Source organism: Ornithinicoccus sp. (assembly GCF_057176825.1).
The window spans coordinates 2,360,130-2,378,986 of record NZ_CM169976.1; the positions used below are offsets into that span (position 1 = coordinate 2,360,130).

The window sequence follows — 18,857 nt, forward strand, 5'->3', positions numbered from 1 at the left end:
ATCGGCCGGGCATTTGCGGTTGGAAACACCTGATATTCATCGTGTGCTCGAACGACTCCGTTGGGGTGCAGGATCCCTACCCGTGACGGATCGGGAAGACCGATTGGGAGTCCTGCTCGTCGCGGACCTGGTGCGGTGCGGCCTAGCACGGTGTGCCAAGGACTGCAACGACAGGTCCTTCGGTGACAATTGGCCCTGGCAGTTGGCCGATGGGGTCCTTCACGATAGAAGTAGGTACGCTTGGGGTTCGAGACTACCGCGTGGTTTTTATGGAGACATTTCGAAGCTGCAGGGCCGTCGAGACATAAGTCTGCGCGACGACCTTATGGTGGTCGATGTCGAGGAGTCCGGCGAAGTCAGCGATGATGTGCGGGCTCTTGGCCGCATCATGGACCGTCGAAGATCAACAAGGCCGCAGGATGGCGATGACGCCGTTCACGCCAGTGATATCCTCGGCATTCTCCTCGCTGCACTCCGAAAGGAGCTCGTCGACGATGATACTGGCCGGCGGATCAGGGCGGCTTATCCTAGCGGAGGGGGATTCTACGGGATTGAATCATTCTTGGTGGCGCGCAATGTTGTCGGCCTGCTGCCCGGCGTGTATGGCTGGGATGCCTTCCGCGGAAAGCTAGTGAGAATTTCGGAGCCCAGCCTAGCTGCGCTCTCAATCCTAAAGAGCGCATCTAGGAGTATGGATAGCGAGCTGCCATCGGCGATGTTGGTGTTTGGTGGTGACTACCGCCTGTATAGCGCAAAGTATACGGGCATACCGTATGTAACCATGCTGAAAGAGGTGGGGGCAATGATGGAAGCTGTCTATTTGGTCGCGGCGGCGAAGGGTGTGGGTGTTTCTGGGGTCGGCTCAGGAAGCGGGGATGCTCTGCGTCGCGCTTTGCCTGAAGAATACTCCTACTTCGAAGCATTGGGCGAGTTGTCTGTCGGAGGAGCGTTGTGAGAAAGGTTCTGCGCTTTGCGCCCGGTTTCCATGTCTCACCTGGGGAGCGCGGCGGCGTTATTCTGGGCCCTGACGGGCCAAAATTCGTTCAAGGCGATCGCTTCCGCTGGTACATCGACCATTTGCGCGCTTCCTGGACAAATGTAGGAACGCGTGAGCAGGCGGTTGATGGCCTACAGGCTGTAAACGCCGAGGCTATGCTGGGAGTTATTCGACTGCTGGAGTCCGCTGGTGTGATCGAGGAGGTGGTTGCCCCGTCAGGCGCGGGGACTCCCACGTTTCCCCTGTTGGAGGCCCGGGGAGACAAGAACTGGGTGGATGCGCTCCAGGCTGTACTCGGAGAGTCCCGTCACGAGGGTAAGGGCGATAGGCCTCAGGGGCGAGTCCTCGTATGTCTCGACGCCTGTCGGCAAGATCCGCGAGGTCTGTTGAGCAAGTGGGCCGAGGCAGTGCGTGGCCTCGACCGTGGTGTCAAGCCGTTGGCCCTCGTGTGCATCGGTCCGGGGGCACTCCTGGCCGGCTCTCCCGGTTGTTTGTTACAAGTCATCGATCGGGTCAAGAGCCTCAGCCCTTGCAGTCACCGGGAGCGGAGCCTGATCGGGGGCCAGGCAGCTCGACTAGTCCAGAGTGCTGAGTCTCTGAGCGACCTCACAGTAGACGGCGACGCGGTTCTGATATCAGGCGGTGGGCGTGTCTCCGTTGTGCGGCTAGACCCTGGTCCGCTTGTTGAATGGGTCGGTGGCGACGTCTCTATTGAGCGAATACTGGAGGGGGACGATCCTGTCGTTCCCTCTGACGCGGACAGACTTCTCGGCCCATGCGTAGTTGAGCGAGTTGGGCCACTGGAGTTTCTCAGTGATGAAGACTGGACTCAGGCTCCGATTCGCTTGGCGTGTGCCCGAGGCCGTGGGGGCGGTGAGGCCCAGGTGTTGACGTGCGGGTGGCGATACAGGGAAGTGAGGACGGTGGCCATGGCTCAGGGCCTGTTGGATGTGGTGACAGGCAGGGTTCCCTCGATGAGGGATCTGAGTCCACCCCTTGGTGGCGGCCGAGAGGCTGGGACTGTCTTTGCAGCACGGAGCACATGGGGGGAGGCGATGACGACAGCACTAGGCCAAGCGGCTGAGTTGGCTCTTGGGCATCTTCAGAGCGAAGGCGATGAGCCTTTGGGGCATGATCAGATCCGCCAGGGTTTGCGCGCGCGCGGTGCCTTAAAGGCCATAGCAGTAACTGAGGCCCTAGGTCACCGGTATCGCTACTCGGCGCGCGCCATTCTGGGTGGGGCTTTCTGGAAGGTCGAGCTAGAAAGCAGAGAGGGGAAATCTGAGGGGATTGGGGTCACCCTTGACGACACCGTCGAACGGATCTTCTTGGGTAACCTAGGCGAAGCTCAACGTCCGCCTGAGGTAGGAGGGTTGCCCGGAAACGTAAGCCCCTTCAGAGTCGACTCAGTGCTGGATACACGAGTCAGCTCAAACCGTCTTGTCGAAGCAACCCGTAGGCTGTCGGAAGTCTTTGATGTCTCGTTGGAGTTTGGGTCAGTTGGTGACATCTCGAACTGTCCTGGGTCGCGCTGCGTACGTCTATCCTGGAGGGCTTCGTGATGGATGGCGAAATTATTGTGAGCGGCGAAGGGCTTCTGGCGGAAACTCTGCGGGCGCAGTTCCCAGGGGCCGGTGGCCTTACCTTGGCTGGAGGATCTGTTCTCGAGTGCGTAGTGAGCGATGGGTGGGCGTCCTTCGAAGAGCTAGGTGGGACCTCACGTGTGGCGAATCACCAAGATTCGTTCACGTCGTGGCTTGGGGTTGTTGTGCAATTTGATCAGATACTCATCGGACCGCGCACTGGTCAAATCTGGGATGGGTGCGGTATGTGTCTGGAGTTTCGTGATGCGAACAACCAGCATAGTCAGTCCGGCTATCGGCGGGCGGTCTCTGAAGTGATTGCTTCGCCTGAGCGGACGACGCCGTTGCTGGATGGCGGCTGCGTGGAACCGACGCTGGCTGTTTTGCGAGAGATCGCGGGCATGAGGCCAATCCGGGGCGCGAACTGGTTTGGGACAGTGAATCTTCGCGAGTTAACTTGGAGTGTACGCCGATTTGTTCCTGTTGCGGGTTGTGAGTGCGACAAGGAGCGGGAGCATCGCCCCACTAAGCGCCTGAGATTCTCTGGTGTTCATGCTCAAGCAGGAATGGGTGCGCGCGGCAGGGACTTTGTCCCTGAACTGACCAGTCTTGAAGAGAGGCTGGTTGATGAGAGGTACGGCGTGATCAGATTCATCGAGGAACGGGAGTTTCCCGGCCTGGTCACAGCTGCAGCCCATCTCCCGATGCGCACTCTTTCCCTGGCGACGGGGTACGGGCGTGCGATGACGCGTGCAGAGAGCCGACTGATAGCCATTCTAGAGGGTCTTGAGCGGCTCGGTGCAATGCCCGGCCGTGATACGGGTGCAATCGTCTCCAGTTGGGAGGAGTTGCCTGGACTGGCGCTTGATCCCAGGGATCTGGGACGTCACGTTCAAGAGGCATATGACGACCGTGATTTTCGGTATGCTGAATTTGACGCTCAGGGGCTGTATCGGTGGGTTCTGGGGAGGCGATTGACTGACAATGTTCAAGCATTTATTCCCGAGGGTCTTGCGTACTACGGAATCGGCCAGCAGGGGCCTTCCGAAGAGGCTATTCTATATGAGGTATCCAACGGCTGCGCGCTGGGTGCTTCGTTGGAGGAGGCTGTTCTGTACGGGACTCTAGAGGTTATCGAACGTGATGCCTTCCTTCGTCACTGGTACTTGAGGAAGCCTGGGCGCAGGATTGATCCGTCGAGTGTTCGAGACGGGCAGAGTCTCCTACTGATCAATCTTATTCAGGCCGAGTTCAACCTAGATGTTGTTATCCTGGACGTAACCCAGGAGTTTGGTGTCCCGAGCGTTTGGTCGCTGGCGCTGGGTACTGGAGACGGACCCTGTGTCGTAAGTGCCGGAGGTGCAGGGTTGGACCCTGAGTCTGCGATCAGGTCGGCTCTGATCGAGTTAATGACGGGAGTGGCAGGCCTGGTTATCCGATGGGCGGACGATGAGCAGCGGGCTCGTGGACTAGCTATGCAAGAGGATCCCAATCTCGTAGAAGAACTCAGCGACCATGCCTTGGCGTTTGGGTCCGAAGCAAGTCGTGCGAGACTTGAATTTGCTGAGAATGCGTCGGAGGAGGTAGCTGTTCAGGAGATGCCGACGGTGCCGTTTGATGGGGACATCGCTGCGTCGCTTGGTTGGATTCGAGACTCGTTACTCCAACATGGCTTTGAAATATACGCGGTGGACCAGTCCGAGCGAGAGCACGAAAGCGTTGGCGTTCGGTGCGCCAAGGTATTGGTGCCTGGTCTTGTGCCTATGACGTTCGGACATGCCAACCGTCGACTTCGGGACCTTCCTAGACTTCTTGGAGGGGACGCGGCGTCGGACGGCCAGGTTCCAAACCCCTGGCCCCATCCGTTCCTGTAGCATCGGGCTCCCTAGTACGTTCCGATGCCGCGAAAGTGAGAGCGCCGTTGACCCGCCTGTTCACCTCCGAGTCCGTCACCGAGGGCCACCCGGACAAGATCTGTGACCAGATCAGCGACGGCATCCTGGACGGGTTGCTGCGACAGGACACCGGGGCCCGCGTGGCGGTCGAGACGATGGTGACGACCGGCCTGGTGCACGTGGCGGGCGAGGTGCGCACCACGGGCTACGTCGAGATCCCCAGGATCGTGCGCGACACGATCCTGGGGATCGGCTACGACAGCTCCGAGAAGGGCTTCGACGGGCGCACCTGCGGTGTCGAGGTTTCGATCGGCGAGCAGTCGATGGACATCGCGACGGGGGTGGACACGGCATACGAGCACCGCAGCGGGGCGACCCAGGACGCCCGGGACCTGCTCGGCGCGGGGGACCAGGGGTTGATGTTCGGCTACGCCTGCAACGACACGCCGGAGCTGATGCCGCTGCCCATCTTCCTGGCGCACCGCCTCGCCGAGCGGCTCACCGAGGTGCGCAAGTCCGGGGAGCTGGACTACCTGAGCCCGGACGGCAAGACCCAGGTGACCATCGGCTACGACGGAGACCGCGCGGTGCGGCTGGATACCGTGGTGCTCTCCACCCAGCACCGTGCCGACATTTCCCTCGCCGACCAGCTGGAGCCCGACATCATCGCGCACGTCATCAACCCCGTGCTGGCCCGGGCACAGGACGACGGGGTGGGCATCCAGACCGGTGACCACCGCGTGCTGGTGAACCCGACCGGCAAGTTCGTCACCGGCGGCCCCATGGGGGACGCCGGACTCACCGGCCGCAAGATCATCGTCGACACCTACGGGGGCATGGCCCGGCACGGGGGCGGCGCGTTCTCCGGCAAGGACCCCTCGAAGGTGGACCGTTCGGCGGCCTACGCCCTGCGCTGGGTCGCCAAGAACGTCGTGGCGGCCGGGCTCGCGGCGCGCTGCGAGATCCAGGTCGCCTACGCCATCGGGGCCGCCCAGCCGGTGGGGCTCTACGTGGAGACCTTCGGCACCGAGAACCACCCGGTCGAGCGGATCCAGGACGCCATCGACAAGGTCTTCGACCTGCGCCCGGCCGCGATCATCGAGGAGTTGGACCTGCTGCGCCCGATCTACCAGCCGACGGCGGCCTACGGCCACTTCGGCCGGACCACCGCCGCTGGGGTGGATCGCCCCTTCACCTGGGAGGCGCTGGACCGGGTCGAGGCGCTGCTGTCCGCGATCTGACCGGTGCCGCCGGTGGACAGGCCGGGCGGCGTGTCGGTCACGTGCGGTAGACAGGCCGTATGACGAGGGAACCGGACGGGGAGCAGCTCGCGCTGGTGCCCGAGCCGGCCGGGTCGGGGGGCTCGTCGCAGCAGGGGGCTGGCCGCGCGGTCGAGCACCCGGTGGCCGAGGTGCTCGTGGACACGCCGTTGGCGCACCTGGACCGTCCGTTTGAGTACCGCGTGCCAGAGGAACTTGCTGCCACCGCGGTCCCCGGGGTGCGGGTCCGGGTCCGGTTCGCCGGCCAGGACCGTGACGGCTACGTCACGGCCCGCAAGGACGAGGCCGAGCACCTGGGGACGCTGGCCCCTCTTCGCCGGGTGGTGAGCCCGGAGCCGGTGCTGACCCCCCACCTGCGCCGGGTGTGCCGCGAACTGGCCGACCACTACGCCGGCTCCCTGTCCGACGTCGTGCGGCTGGCCGTCCCCCCGCGGCACGCCCGCGCGGAGGGCGCCGTGCCGCCGCCCGACGAGCTGTCCACCGAGGACGAGGCCCCCGCGGCTGCGCCGGGCGGCGATCCTCCAGGCGCTGCCTGGGGGGACTACCCGGCGGGCGCGGCACTGCTGCACCGCCTGGCCTCCGGTGAGGGGCCGGCCGCGGCATGGACTGCCCTGCCCGACGGTGGGGCGGACACCGGCTGGCCGGAGGCGCTGGCCGAGGCCGTCGCGGCCGTGCGGGCCTCCGGGCGCGGCAGCGTCGTGGTGCTGCCCGACCACCGGGACCTGGACCGTCTGGCGGCGGCGCTCGACCGGCGGCTCGGGGAGGACTCCCACGAGCGGCTGACCGCCGACCTGGGCCCCGAGCAGCGCTACGCCGCGTGGCTGCGTGCCCTGCGGGGTCACGCCGACATCGTGATCGGCACCCGCTCGGCCGCGTTCGCACCGGTGCGGGACCTCGGGCTGGTCGCCTGGTGGGACGACGGGGACGACCTGTTGCAGGAGCCGCGCAGCCCCTACCCCCACGTCCGCGAGGTGCTCCGGCGGCGGGCCGAGCTCACCGGCGCCGGGCTGCTCGCCGGCGGCTTCGCCCTCAGCCCGGCACTGCAGCACTGGGTCACCCAGGGATGGGTGCGGCCGGTGGGCGCGGCGCCCGCGACCGTCCGACAGCGCGCCCCGCAGGTCATCGTCGCGGGGGAGGGGCACCAGGAGAGGTCGGACCCCGCCGCGGCACGGGCCCGCATCCCCAGCGTGGCCTGGCGCGTCGTGAAGGAGGGGCTCGGGCAGGGGCCGGTCCTGGTCCAGGTGCCGCGCCGCGGCTATCTGGTCGGGCTGTCCTGCCGGCACTGCCGCACCGCGGTGCGGTGCTCGGCCTGCGAGGGTCCGGTCCACCTGGCCGGTCCGGACCAGCCGGCCGTCTGCGCCTGGTGCGGGGTGCCCGACCAGGGACGACCGTGCCGGCACTGCGGCGAGACCGGGCGGCGCTCGAGCGTGGTGGGGGAGCACCGCACCGCCGAGGAGATCGGTCGTGCCTTCACCGGGGTGCCGGTCCGGACCTCCCGTGGGGGACACGTGCTCGGGACGGTGCCCGACACTCCTGCCGTGGTGGTGGCCACCCCCGGGGCGGAGCCGGTGGCTCGCGGGGGGTATGCCGCCAGCCTGCTGCTCGACGGGTGGGCCCTGCTGGACCGTGCAGGGCTGGACAGCGCCGCCGAGGCCCACCGGCGGTGGACGGCCGCCGCGGCCCTGACCCGACCCGGCCATCGTGGGGGTCGGGTCGTGCTGGTCGGGGTGCCGGCCCACGGCGGGATCCGGCCGGTCGAGGCACTGGTCCGCTGGGCGCCCGGCTGGTTCGCCGAGCAGGAGCACGCCGAGCGCCTCGCCCTCGGGCTGCCCCCGACGCGGCGCACCGCCACCCTGACCGGTGACGCGGAGGTGGTCCAGGAGGCCCTCACCGCGTTGGACGGGCCAGCCCACGGGATCGCGGTGCTCGGGCCGCTGCCGGCCGGGGCTGCCGTGCGGGCCGTGCTGCGGGCGGACGGGGCGCCGGATGCGCTGGTGGCACAACTGCGTTCGCTGCGTGCGGCGCGCAGCGCCCGGCGGGCCGACGGGGAACTGCGCATCCGGCTGGACCCGGGCGACCTCGGCGAGTGAGACGACGGCGCGTTCGTCTCAAGTCGGTAACGATCGGGTCACCAAGCGGTGACTTCGATGGCAAACGCCGAAACCAGTGCATAACTTGGCTCTCGCATACCACCGGCGCGTTCGCAGGCTGCCGGGTGCCGGCCGGAGGAGGCCGACACCCGCCTGTCGAATGGGTCCATTCATCCAGGAGGAACATTGAAGATCAGGCGCACGACGATGGCCATCGTGGCCGCGGGAGCCCTGGTGCTGTCCGGTTGCACGTCCGACTCCGGCGGCGACGACGAGCCGACGCAGGCTGAAGAGGGCGGCGGCGACGAGGGCGGCACCGACACCGACGACGAGTCCGCCACCGGCGGGGCTGACGAGGGCGACGGCTCTGAGTCCGCCGGCGCCAAGCCCGACCTGGGTGACGTGACCACGGCCGACGACAACATCTTCTACTCGGTCGGTGAGGTCGAGTGGTCCGGGTACAACGGCAACCTGGTGGACACCAACTCGGTCTACAACGCCGTCATCAACGCCCGACTGAGCTCGGGCTTCATGTACTACGGCAACGACGGCACCATCATCCCGGACACCGACTTCGGCACCTACGAGGTCACCTCCGAGGACCCGCTGATCGTGGAGTACACCATCTCCGACGAGGCGGTCTGGGAAGATGGCACACCCATCACCTACGACGACTACCTCTTCGATTGGGCGTCCAACAACGCTCCGGCGATCTTCGGTGAGGACGCCGACCCGGTGTTCAACAACGTCGCCGACTCCTTCGGCCGCTACGTGCCCGAGGGCCCGCAGGGCGAGCCCGGCGGCAAGACCTTCACCGTCGAGTACGGCTCGCCGTATCCTGACTGGGAGATCATCGTCGCTGGTGTGTTCCCGGCCCACGTGGTCGCCGAGCAGTCCGGCATGAGCCTGGAGGACCTGAGCCAGGCCATCATCGACCGCGACGCCGAGACGGTCAGCGAGACCGCGGACTTCTTCAACGAGGGCTGGCTGTCCCCGGACAAGAACCTGCCGGACCCCGCCATCGTGCCGTCCTCGGGCCAGTACTCGCTGGATGGCGCCACCTGGAGCTCCGGTGAGTACATCACCCTCGTGCCGAACGAGAACTGGTGGGGCACCCCGGCGGCCACCGCGAACCTGACCTTCCGCTTCGCGGCTGCCGAGACCCACGTGACCGCGCTGGCGAACGGTGACCTCAACATCATCGAGCCGCAGGCCACCGTCGACACGGTGACCCAGATCGAGAACCTCGGCGACGGGATCACCCTGCTCAACGGCGACGAGATGACCTGGGAGCACCTGGACTTCAACTTCGCCGAGGACAGCCCGTTCGCGGACGAGAACGGTGGTCTGGCCGCCCGCGAGGCGTTCGCGATGTGCGTCCCGCGCCAGCAGATCATCGACAACCTCATCGCGCCGATCAACCCCGAGGCTGTCGTGATGAACGCCCGGGAGAAGTTCCCCTTCCAGGAGGACTACCAGGAGGTCGTCGACGCGGCCTACGACGGTCGCTACGACGAGGTGGACATCGAGGGCGCCAAGGCCAAGCTGGCCGAGTCCGGCCTGGAGACCCCGGTGCCGATCCGGATCGGGTACTCCGCGCCGAACCAGCGTCGTACCGACGAGGTCAGCCTCATCGCGTCCAGCTGCAACGACGCCGAGCTGTTCGAGATCGAGGACGTGGGCAACGCCGACTTCTTCGGCACCACCCTGGACAACGGTGACTGGGAGGTGGCGCTGTTCGCCTGGGCCGGTTCGGGCCAGATCGCGTCCGGCCAGGCCATCTACGAGACCGACGGTCAGCAGAACTACGGTGGCTTCGCCAACGAGGAGGTCGACGCGGCCTGGGAGACCCTGTCCGGCACGGTGGACCCGGAGGTCCACCTGGAGCAGGTGAAGATCATCGAGAAGGTGCTCTGGGACGAGCTGTACGGCATCCCGGTCTTCGCCTTCCCGGGTGTCGTGGCGCACGACGCCTCGATCGAGAACGTGATCTTCAACGCGACCCAGACGCAGATCGCCTGGAACGCCGAGCAGTGGGTGCGCGCTCAGTGACGTGCTGACCGGTCGCCCTGACCGGTTGTACGGCACCTGACCCGTGCCACCCTGATCAACCAGCCTGTGGGGCGGGGAGAGAACTTTCTTCCCGCCCCACAGTCGGCTGTGAGACCTGCCCGTGTCCGACGATGACAGCGCGTGTTCTCTGCGTTAGGCTCCAGCGACCGAGCCCGAGGGTGCGCCGACTCCTGAAAGGGAAGTGTCTGTGCTGCGATTCATTCTCCGCAGAGTGGGGATCTCTGCGCTGATCCTGCTCCTGGGATCCGTGTTCCTGTTCGTCCTCACCATCAACTCCGGGGACCCCCTGAAGGACCTCCGGGAGAGCCGGGACGAGAACCGCCAGACGCAGATGCTGCAGCGGACCCGGCAGATGGGGCTGGACCTCCCGTGGTACCAGCGCTACTGGGTGTGGCTGGTCGGCATCGGCAAGTGCTTCACGCTCAGTTGTGACCTGGGGCGGAGCTCGACCGGTGTCGACATGACGGCGGCCCTGGGCGACGCGGCCTCCAGCACCCTGCGGCTGGTGACCCTGGCCACCATCCTGGCGATCATCATCGGGGTCACCCTCGGCATCCTCGCGGCCATCCGGCAGTACTCCGGCTTCGACTACGCCGTGACGTTCATGGCCTTCCTCTTCTTCTCCCTGCCGGTCTTCTGGTTCGCCGTCCTTCTCAAGCAGTTCGGCGCCATCAAGTTCAACCAGTGGATCGCCGATCCATCGGTGTCACTGGTCACAGCGATCGTCCTAGCCCTCCTGACAGGGATAGCCCTGGCCTCCCTGATGGGGGGTGAGGGCAAGAGACGGCTGCTCACCTTCGGGGTCACCGCGCTGTTTATCTTCGGTGCGATCACCTACTTCGACTCGGTGGGCTGGTGGCGCAGGCCGGCCCTCGGCCTCGGCATCATTGTCGTCGTCGCCCTGGCCGCCGGGGTGTTGCTGACCGTCCTGACCACCGGGCTGAAGAACAGGAACATCCTCTACGCCTCGCTCACCACGATCGGGGCGGGCATCATCGGGTTCTTCGCCTTCTCGGGCTGGATCAACGACGCCAGCTACACCCGCCTGCTCATCATGTTGCTCGTCTCCGTCGCGGTGGCCATCCCGATCGGGTGGTTCTGGGGCGGCTGGGACAAGGGCGTGGCCATCTGGGTGTCGATCGGCACCGCCGTGACGTTCGCGGTGATGACCGGGCTGGACCAGTTGCTGCGCAACTTCAGCCTGTTCCTGGAGGCCAAGGGCAACCGTCCGGTCATCGGGACCATCGGGTCGGGCACGCCGAACTTCTCCGGACCCTTCTGGACGGGCGTGTGGGACTGGGGCGTGCAATTGATCCTGCCGACCATCGTGCTCACGATGATCTCGCTGGCCTCCTACAGCCGCTACACCCGGGCCTCGATGCTGGAGACCGTCCAGCAGGACTACGTGCGTACGGCACGGTCCAAGGGTCTGTCCGAACGGGTCGTGATGAGCAAGCACGCGCTGCGCAATGCGCTCATCCCGATCACCACGATCGTGGCCTTCGACTTCGCCGGGCTGATCAGTGGCGCGGTCGTCACGGAGTCCGTCTTCGGCTGGCAGGGGATGGGCTCGTTGTTCCAGCAGGGACTGGACCGCGTCGACCCGATGCCGGTCATGGCGTTCTACCTGGTGACCGGCACCGCGGCGGTGCTGATGAATCTGGCCGCCGACATTGCCTATGCCTTCCTCGACCCGCGGATCAGGACGTGAGGCCGGTGACCACCACCGCCCCCGCCGCCCTGACAGTCCCCGGAGGAACCCATGAGTGATGACAATGACCGCCCGCAGAACGAGAACGCACACCCGGACCGGGAGCGGCCCCACCTGCCCGGCACGGGCGACGAGGACATCTCGCCCGTGGTAGGCCAGCAGGACCCCGGCTCGCTGCAGCACCGCGCCGACACCGACATCCCAGCCGAGCTGTCGGTGGAGAAGGAGATCGACCTCTCCCAGAAGTCCTACTCCCAGGGCCAGCTGATCCGCCGCCGCTTCTTCCGCCACAAGGCCGCCATGGCCTCCCTGGTGGTCCTGGTCTTCGTGACGCTGATGGCGTTCACCTCGATCGGCTACGCCTTCCTGCCCGGCTGGTGGGGCAAGACCTATTGGGAGTCCGCCTCGGTGGTCGACGGTGGCCGCCCGACCCTGGGCCTGCTCCCGCCCACGCTGGGGGAGCACCCGTTCGGTCAGGAGAACACCGGCAAGGACTACTTCGCGCTCACCATGCGTGGCACCCAGCGGTCCATGTTCATCGCCTTCACGGTGGGCATCGTCACCACCGCGATCGGCACGCTGATCGGTGCGATGGCCGGGTTCTTCCGCGGCTGGATCGAGGCCGTCCTGATGCGGCTGACCGACCTGTTCATCGTGATGCCGCTGCTGGTGCTGGCCGCCGTGCTGGGCCAGATGTCCGGTGGCGGGATCTGGGCGCTGACCTTCATGCTGGCCCTGATCTCCTGGACCGGCCTGGCCCGCCTGGTGCGCGGTGAGGTGCTGTCGTTGCGGGAGCGGGAGTTCATCACCGCCGCGGAGGCGATCGGCACCAACCCGGGGCGGACCATCTTCAAGCACATCCTGCCCAACACGATGGGTACCATCATCGTCAGCGCGACGTTGACGATCGCGTCGGTAATCCTCCTGGAGAGCTCGTTGAGCTACCTGGGCTACGGGGTGCAGCCACCGGACACCTCGCTGGGCCTGCTGATCTCCACCTACCAGAACTCCTTCCAGTCCCGCCCGTGGCTCTTCTGGTGGCCCGGCCTGACCATCCTGGCGATCGCCCTCTCCGTGAACTTCCTCGGGGACGGCCTGCGTGACGCCTTCGACCCGCGCCAGAGCAGGAGTGCAGACTGATGACCGCAACCACCACCGTGGGGACCGAGCCCGTCCTGGACTTCCAGGACGTCGATGTCCGCTTCGGCACCGAGTTCGGGACGGTGCACGCCGTCAAGGGGATCTCCCTGGACGTCAAGCCCGGCGAGGTCGTCGCCCTGGTCGGCGAGTCCGGCTCCGGCAAGTCGGTCACCTCGATGACCGCCATGAGGCTGCTGCCGCGCAACGCGCGGATCGCCGGCAACGTCATCGTCAACGGGCATGACGTCACCACGCTCAGCGAGACCCGGATGCGCCGGCTGCGGGGCAACGACATCGGCATGGTCTTCCAGGAGCCGATGACCGCGCTGAACCCGGTGCTCACCATCGGCACCCAGCTGACCGAGTCGCTGGAGCTGCACGGCATCGCCTCGGGCAAGGCCGCCCTGGACCGGGCCGTCGAACTGCTCGGCATGGTCGGTATCCCCGAGCCGGAGCGACGGGTCAAGCAGTACCCGCACGAGCTGTCCGGTGGTCAGCGCCAGCGCGTGGTCATCGCCATCGCGATCAGCTGTGACCCCAAGGTCATCATCGCCGACGAGCCGACGACGGCGCTCGACGTGACCGTCCAGGCCGACATCCTGGACCTGCTGCGGTCGCTGAAGGAGAAGCTCAACACCGGCATCCTGCTGATCACCCACAACATGGGCGTCGTCGCCGACATGGCCGACCGGGTCGCGGTGATGTTCAAGGGCGAGCTGGTCGAGCAGGGCACCGCGGAGGAGGTGCTGCTCAACCCGCAGCACGACTACACCAAGATGCTGCTCAACTCGGTGCCCCGCCTCGGTGGCGGCCGGGACCAGATGGGCATCAGTATCCAGGAGCGGGACACCACCGCCGACAGCGAGCTGGCGATCGACCTGCGCAACCTGGTCATCGAGTACCACCGCCTTGGCAAGCCACCGTTCCGCGCTGTCGACGACGTCAGCTTCCAGGTGCACAAGGGTGAGATCGTGGGCCTGGTGGGCGAGTCCGGCTCGGGCAAGTCCACCATCGGTCGCTGTGCCCTGGGTCTGATCCCGGCGGTCGGGGGCTCCTTCGAGTTGCTCGGCCAGGACCTGCGCGGGATGAAGCGCGCCCAGCTCAAGGCGCTGCGCAAGCGGATCGGCGTCATCTTCCAGGACCCCGCGGCGTCGCTGAACCCGCGGCTGCCGATCGGCGAGTGCATCAGCGAGCCGATGGTGGTGCACAAGGTCGGCACCAAGAAGGAGCGCCGCGACAAGGTCTACGAGCTGCTCGATGCCGTGGAGCTGCCCCGTGAGGTCTACAACCGGTACCCGCACGAGGTCTCCGGTGGCCAACGCCAGCGGATCTCCATCGCCCGGGCGCTGACCCTGGACCCCGAGCTCCTCGTCGCGGACGAGCCGACCTCGGCGCTGGACGTCTCCGTGCAGGCCAAGGTGCTGGGCATCTTCAGCGACCTCCAGCAGCGCTACCAGTTCGCCTGCCTCTTCGTCAGCCACGACCTGGCGGTCATCGACCTGTTGGCCCACCAGGTGGTCGTGCTGCAGAACGGCAGGGTCGTCGAGGCCGGCCCGCGCGAGCAGGTGATGGCCAACCCGACCCAGGAGTACACCCAGCGGCTGATCGCGGCGGCGCCCATCCCCGACCCGGTCCAGCAGCGCGTCCGCCGCCAGGAGCGCCACGACCTGCTGCGTGACCTGGGCGACGAGATCGCCGAGATCAAGGTCGACGCCGACGAGTTCCACGAGACCTTCCACGGCACCGGGGAGTTCAACGAGTGACGAGAGCCCGATGAGGGTCGTCTTCGCCGGCACCCCCGAGCCCGCCGTCCCCAGCCTGCAGGCACTGCTGGAGTCCACTCACGAGGTCGTGGCCGTCCTTACCCGCCCCGACGCTCGGTCGGGCCGGGGACGGTCGGTGCGGCCGTCGCCCGTCAGGGAGGCAGCCGAAGCGGCTGGAGTGCCGGCGCTCACGCCTGCCTCGGCCCGGGACCCGGAGCTGCAGGAGGCCCTGGAGCGGCTCGCCCCCGACGCCTGCCCGGTCGTGGCCTACGGTGCGCTCCTACCACCGGCACTGCTCGCGCTGCCTCCCCACGGGTGGATCAACCTGCACTTCTCGCTGCTCCCCGCCTGGCGCGGCGCGGCCCCGGTGCAGCACGCCATCATCGCCGGGGACGAGGTCACCGGCGCGAGCACGTTCCAGATCGAGGAGGGGCTGGACACCGGCCCGGTGCTGGGCACACTGACCGAGACGATCCGGCCCACCGACACCGCCGGCGACCTGCTGGACCGCCTGTCCCTGGCGGGTGCGCAGCTGCTGGTCGCCACCCTCGACGGGTTGGAGTCGGGTCAGCTCTCCGGTCGGCCCCAACCGGCCGACGGGGTCAGCCTGGCGCCCAAGCTGGAGGCGGCGGACGGCCGGATCGACTGGGACCGTCCCGCGTATGCCGTGGATCGGCTGGTGCGTGGCTGCACCCCTGCCCCGGGGGCGTGGACAACCTTCCGTGGTGACCGGCTCAAGGTGCACCCGGTGCGGCTGCCCGCGCCGGACGAGACGGGGGAGGGCCCGGAGGGGTCGGGCCGGCTGGATCCGGGCGAGCTGCGGGTCGGCCGGCACGAGGTCCGCGTGGGCGCCGGCACCGGCGAGGTGCTGCTGGGCGACGTCCAGGCGCCCGGCAAGCGCGCCATGTCGGCCCTGGACTGGGCCCGCGGGGCCCGTCCGACACCGGGCGAGGTGCTGGGTGGCTGAGCGCAGGCCCCGGCGCGGACCGCGCCAGCGGACGGCGCAGCGGCCCGCGCAACGGGCGCGCACGGCGGATCCGGCCCGCGAGGTCGCCTACCTGACGATGGCCGCCGTCGCCGAGGGCGCCTACGCCAACCTGGAGCTGCCACGACAGCTGCGGCGGGCAGGACTGTCGGGTCGGGACGCCGCCTTCGCGACCGAGCTCTGCTACGGCACCATCCGGCTCCAGGGCTTCTACGACGCCGTCGTCGGCGCCGCGGGCGACCGCACGCTGGCGCAGGTCGACCCGCCCGTGCTGGACGTGCTGCGCCTGGGCTGCCACCAACTGCTGGGGATGCGCGTGCCGGACCACGCCGCGGTCAGCGCCACCGTAGCCATCGCCCGGCAGCACGTCGGGGCCGGTGCGGGAGGCTTCGTCAACGCCGTACTGCGCCGGGTCAGCGAGGCCGACCGCGATGCCTGGGTGGCCCGGGTGACCGAGCCGTTGCGGGACGACCTGGACCGTCTCGCGCTGCGGGAGTCGCACCCCGGCTGGATCGTGCGGGCGCTCCGGGCGGCGTTGCTCGGGCACGGGAGTGCCACGGCGGCCACCGTGGCGCAGGACCTGGCGGACCTGCTCCACGCCCACAACACCCCCGGCCCCCTCACCCTGGCGGCCCGGCCCGGCCTCGGCGCGGAGCAGGAGCTGCGCGCCGCCGGCGCCACCCCGAGCGCGCTCGCCCCGACGGCCTGGACCCTGCCGGGCGGGGACCCTGCCGCACTGGGGCCCGTCCGGGACGGCAGGGCAGCCGTGCAGGACGCCGGCTCCCAGCTCGTAGCACTGGCCCTGGCAGGAGCGGCGCTGGAGGGTCCCGATACCGAGTGGCTGGACCTGTGCGCCGGACCCGGCGGCAAGGCGGGCCTGCTCGCGGCCGTGGCGATGGGGCGCGGTGCCCGGCTCCGGGCCAACGAGGTGACCCCGCACCGGGCGGAGCTGGTGCGTCACACCCTCGACGCGGTGCGTGCCGCCGGAGGGGACGTCGAGGTCACGGTGGGGGACGGGCGGGAGGTCGGCGTCGAGGAGCCGCGCCGGTACGACCGGGCCCTGGTCGACGTCCCCTGCACCGGGTTAGGAGCCCTGCGCCGGCGCCCGGAGGCCAGGTGGCGGCGCACTCCGGAGGACCTCACCGGGTTGGGACCGTTGCAGCGCGAGCTGCTCGGCTCGGCCATGGACGCGACGCGCCCCGGCGGCGTCGTGGTCTACGCCACCTGCTCGCCCCACCTGGCCGAGACCCAGTTCGTGGTGCAAGACACCGTCAAGCGCCGGGGCGACGTGACCCTGGAGGAGGTGCGCCCCCTCCTGCGCGGGCGGGACGGGCAGCAGTTGCCGGACACCGGGCTGGGCCCCCATGGCCAGCTCTGGTCGCACAGGCACGACACGGACAGCATGTTCCTCGCTTTGCTCCGCCGGGGAACAGTGTCAGAGTAGCCCCCAACCGATGGGACATCTATCGTTGTCGATGCCGAAAGTCCACGTTCGCCTATGCGGCGATACATTCCCCCGCCACTCCGGGTCGATAGTCAGATCTGGCCACCGGTTCAATCCATTCCGAGCGGAAAACTAGTACTCAGGGAATAAACAGTCTATAAGCAGAGAATTGCGTTGCCTACTGCTGAAAGAATGCCATGTCTGCCAGCCAAAGCACAGTCGCCTTGTGAGACATCCAGCAATCCCCGAGCCGCCTCTCCCTAGCCTCCCTGTATCGATTCTCACACTTGCACGTCAATATGATGGGCTTGCGTTCGTAAATGCGCGCAGGCCATGCAGTGGATGGTGGCCAATCATTCATGGTTTCAATGTCCAAGCAATGCTCAGTATGATGTGTTTCTACCCCCAAAGCAAATATGGCTCTCCTGACACATCTGTGGGTCCTGAGCGCGCCGGAGTAGGGGCGCACGCCGTTCCCTGCGTAGGTTTCTGAGCTGTCGAGGAACAGAAGCCGACGGTCAGGAGAACGGCGTGCGTGATGTCAGCCTATGGCGGAGCCTGCTCGGAATCGAGAGGACGGTGCTCGAGCGGGTCGAGTTCGACGAGGACGCCGAGGTGCTGGTGGCGCACGTGCGGCCTACCGCGCGGGCGCGCGGCCGGTGCGGGAAGTGCCGGCGGCGCAGCCCAAGGTATGACGCCGGGCCGGGTCGGCGACGGTGGCGCGCACTGGACCTGGGCACCATCCGCGCCGAGGTGGAGGCCGACACACCGCGGGTGCGGTGCCGCGCTCACGGGGTGGTGGTCGCCTCGGTGCCCTGGGCACGCCACGACGCAGGCCACACCTACGCCTTCGACGATCAGGTGGCGTGGCTGGCGACCCAGGCCTCGAGGTCCACGGTGACCGAGCTGATGCGGATCGCCTGGCGCACCGTCGGCTCGATCATCGCCCGCGTCTGGGAGGACATCGACGCTGCCCATGACAGGTTCGAGGGCCTGCGGCGCATCGGGATCGATGAGATCAGTTACAAGAAGGGCCACAAGTACCTCATGGTCGTGGTCGACCACGACCAGCGCCGGCTGGTGTGGGCCGCACCGGGACGCACCAGCGCCACCGTCAACGAGTTCTTCGACCTCCTCGGCGAAGAGTGCTGCAAGCAGATCACCCACGTCAGCGCGGACGGGGCCGACTTCATCGACACTGTCGTGGCCGACCGGTGCCCGAACGCGGTACGGGTGGCCGACCCGTTCCACATCGTCTCCTGGGCCACCGACGCGCTCGACGAGGTCCGCCGCGGCGCCTGGAACGACGCGCGGGCACTGGCCCGCAAGGAACCCAAGCGAGGCCGCGGGCGTCCGCGGGCTGACGCGCCACCGCGACCGGCCAGCGAGCGAGCCGAGGCGCTCAAGGGCGCCCGGTACGCGTTGTGGAAGAACCCGCAGAACCTCACCGAGAACCAGCAGACCAAGCTCGCCTGGGTAGCCCGGACCGACCCGCGGCTGCACCGCGCCTACCTGCTCAAAGAGGGTCTGCGGTGGGTGTTCCAACTCCCCTACGACGAGGCCGTCGAAGCGCTGGAGAAGTGGATCAGCTGGGCCCGCCGCTGCCGCATCCCCGCCTTCGTGAAGCTGCAAAGACGCATCGTCAAACACCGAAGCCGGATCCTGGCCTCGATCGAGCACAACCTGTCCAACGGACTCATCGAGTCCACGAACACCAAGATTCGCCTGATCACCAGAATGGCATTCGGCTTCAAGTCCCCCCAGGCCCTCATCGCCATGGCCATGCTCAGCCTCGGCGGCCACCGACCCGTCCTCCCGGGCCGCAAATGACCCACAGGTATGTCAGAAGCGCCGCAAATATCGCCCATTTCCATCTGAGACAACAGAACGAGTGTC

The 18,857-nt window shown here is 67.4% G+C and carries 11 protein-coding genes; all 11 read left to right on the forward strand.

Annotated elements, in window-relative coordinates:
• Positions 1-328 precede the first annotated feature (328 nt).
• The gene (locus tag AC1QRC_RS11790) at positions 329-955 is read left to right on the forward strand and encodes a nitroreductase family protein (protein WP_484203492.1); all 627 of its coding nucleotides are present in this window, start codon (positions 329-331) and stop codon (positions 953-955) included.
• Positions 956-3,146: 2,191 nt separating this feature from the next.
• Complete coding sequence (locus tag AC1QRC_RS11795; RefSeq protein ID WP_484203493.1) at positions 3,147-4,454, forward strand: YcaO-like family protein; 1,308 nt, start codon at positions 3,147-3,149, stop codon at positions 4,452-4,454.
• A 47-nt stretch (positions 4,455-4,501) separates the two neighbouring features.
• Positions 4,502-5,716 carry a methionine adenosyltransferase gene (gene metK / locus AC1QRC_RS11800; protein WP_484203494.1) on the forward strand — a complete coding sequence of 405 codons (1,215 nt, stop codon included), beginning with the start codon at positions 4,502-4,504 and terminating at the stop codon, positions 5,714-5,716.
• A gap of 59 nt (positions 5,717-5,775) precedes the next feature.
• Positions 5,776-7,845 (forward strand): primosomal protein N' family DNA-binding protein, encoded by a 2,070-nt coding sequence (locus tag AC1QRC_RS11805; RefSeq protein ID WP_484203495.1) that lies wholly within the window; start codon positions 5,776-5,778, stop codon positions 7,843-7,845.
• 186 nt (positions 7,846-8,031) lie between these two features.
• Positions 8,032-9,897 (forward strand): ABC transporter substrate-binding protein, encoded by a 1,866-nt coding sequence (locus AC1QRC_RS11810; protein WP_484203496.1) that lies wholly within the window; start codon positions 8,032-8,034, stop codon positions 9,895-9,897.
• A 208-nt stretch (positions 9,898-10,105) separates the two neighbouring features.
• The gene (locus AC1QRC_RS11815; RefSeq protein WP_484203497.1) at positions 10,106-11,629 is read left to right on the forward strand and encodes an ABC transporter permease; all 1,524 of its coding nucleotides are present in this window, start codon (positions 10,106-10,108) and stop codon (positions 11,627-11,629) included.
• A 51-nt stretch (positions 11,630-11,680) separates the two neighbouring features.
• Positions 11,681-12,769, forward strand: a complete 1,089-nt coding sequence (locus tag AC1QRC_RS11820) for an ABC transporter permease (protein WP_484203498.1) — start codon at positions 11,681-11,683, stop codon at positions 12,767-12,769.
• A complete protein-coding gene (locus AC1QRC_RS11825) occupies positions 12,769-14,532 on the forward strand; it encodes an ABC transporter ATP-binding protein (protein ID WP_484203499.1) in 1,764 nt (587 codons plus the stop codon). The genes AC1QRC_RS11820 and AC1QRC_RS11825 overlap by 1 nt, the downstream gene beginning before the upstream one ends.
• A gap of 10 nt (positions 14,533-14,542) precedes the next feature.
• Positions 14,543-15,499 (forward strand): methionyl-tRNA formyltransferase, encoded by a 957-nt coding sequence (gene fmt, locus AC1QRC_RS11830; RefSeq protein WP_484203500.1) that lies wholly within the window; start codon positions 14,543-14,545, stop codon positions 15,497-15,499.
• A complete protein-coding gene (locus tag AC1QRC_RS11835; RefSeq protein ID WP_484203501.1) occupies positions 15,492-16,961 on the forward strand; it encodes an RsmB/NOP family class I SAM-dependent RNA methyltransferase in 1,470 nt (489 codons plus the stop codon). Before fmt ends, AC1QRC_RS11835 begins: the two co-directional genes overlap by 8 nt.
• 531 nt (positions 16,962-17,492) lie before the next feature.
• Positions 17,493-18,791 carry an ISL3 family transposase gene (locus AC1QRC_RS11840; protein ID WP_484203502.1) on the forward strand — a complete coding sequence of 433 codons (1,299 nt, stop codon included), beginning with the start codon at positions 17,493-17,495 and terminating at the stop codon, positions 18,789-18,791.
• The last annotated feature ends 66 nt before the right edge of the window (positions 18,792-18,857 follow it).

Coding starts and splice junctions, on each gene's coding strand:
- AC1QRC_RS11795 (WP_484203493.1), top strand. CDS start 3,147: ATGGGTGCGCGCGGCAGGGACTTTGTCCCTGAACTGACCAGTCTTGAA.
- AC1QRC_RS11805 (WP_484203495.1), top strand. CDS start 5,776: ATGACGAGGGAACCGGACGGGGAGCAGCTCGCGCTGGTGCCCGAGCCG.
- AC1QRC_RS11820 (WP_484203498.1), top strand. CDS start 11,681: ATGAGTGATGACAATGACCGCCCGCAGAACGAGAACGCACACCCGGAC.
- AC1QRC_RS11825 (WP_484203499.1), top strand. CDS start 12,769: ATGACCGCAACCACCACCGTGGGGACCGAGCCCGTCCTGGACTTCCAG.
- fmt (WP_484203500.1), top strand. CDS start 14,543: ATGAGGGTCGTCTTCGCCGGCACCCCCGAGCCCGCCGTCCCCAGCCTG.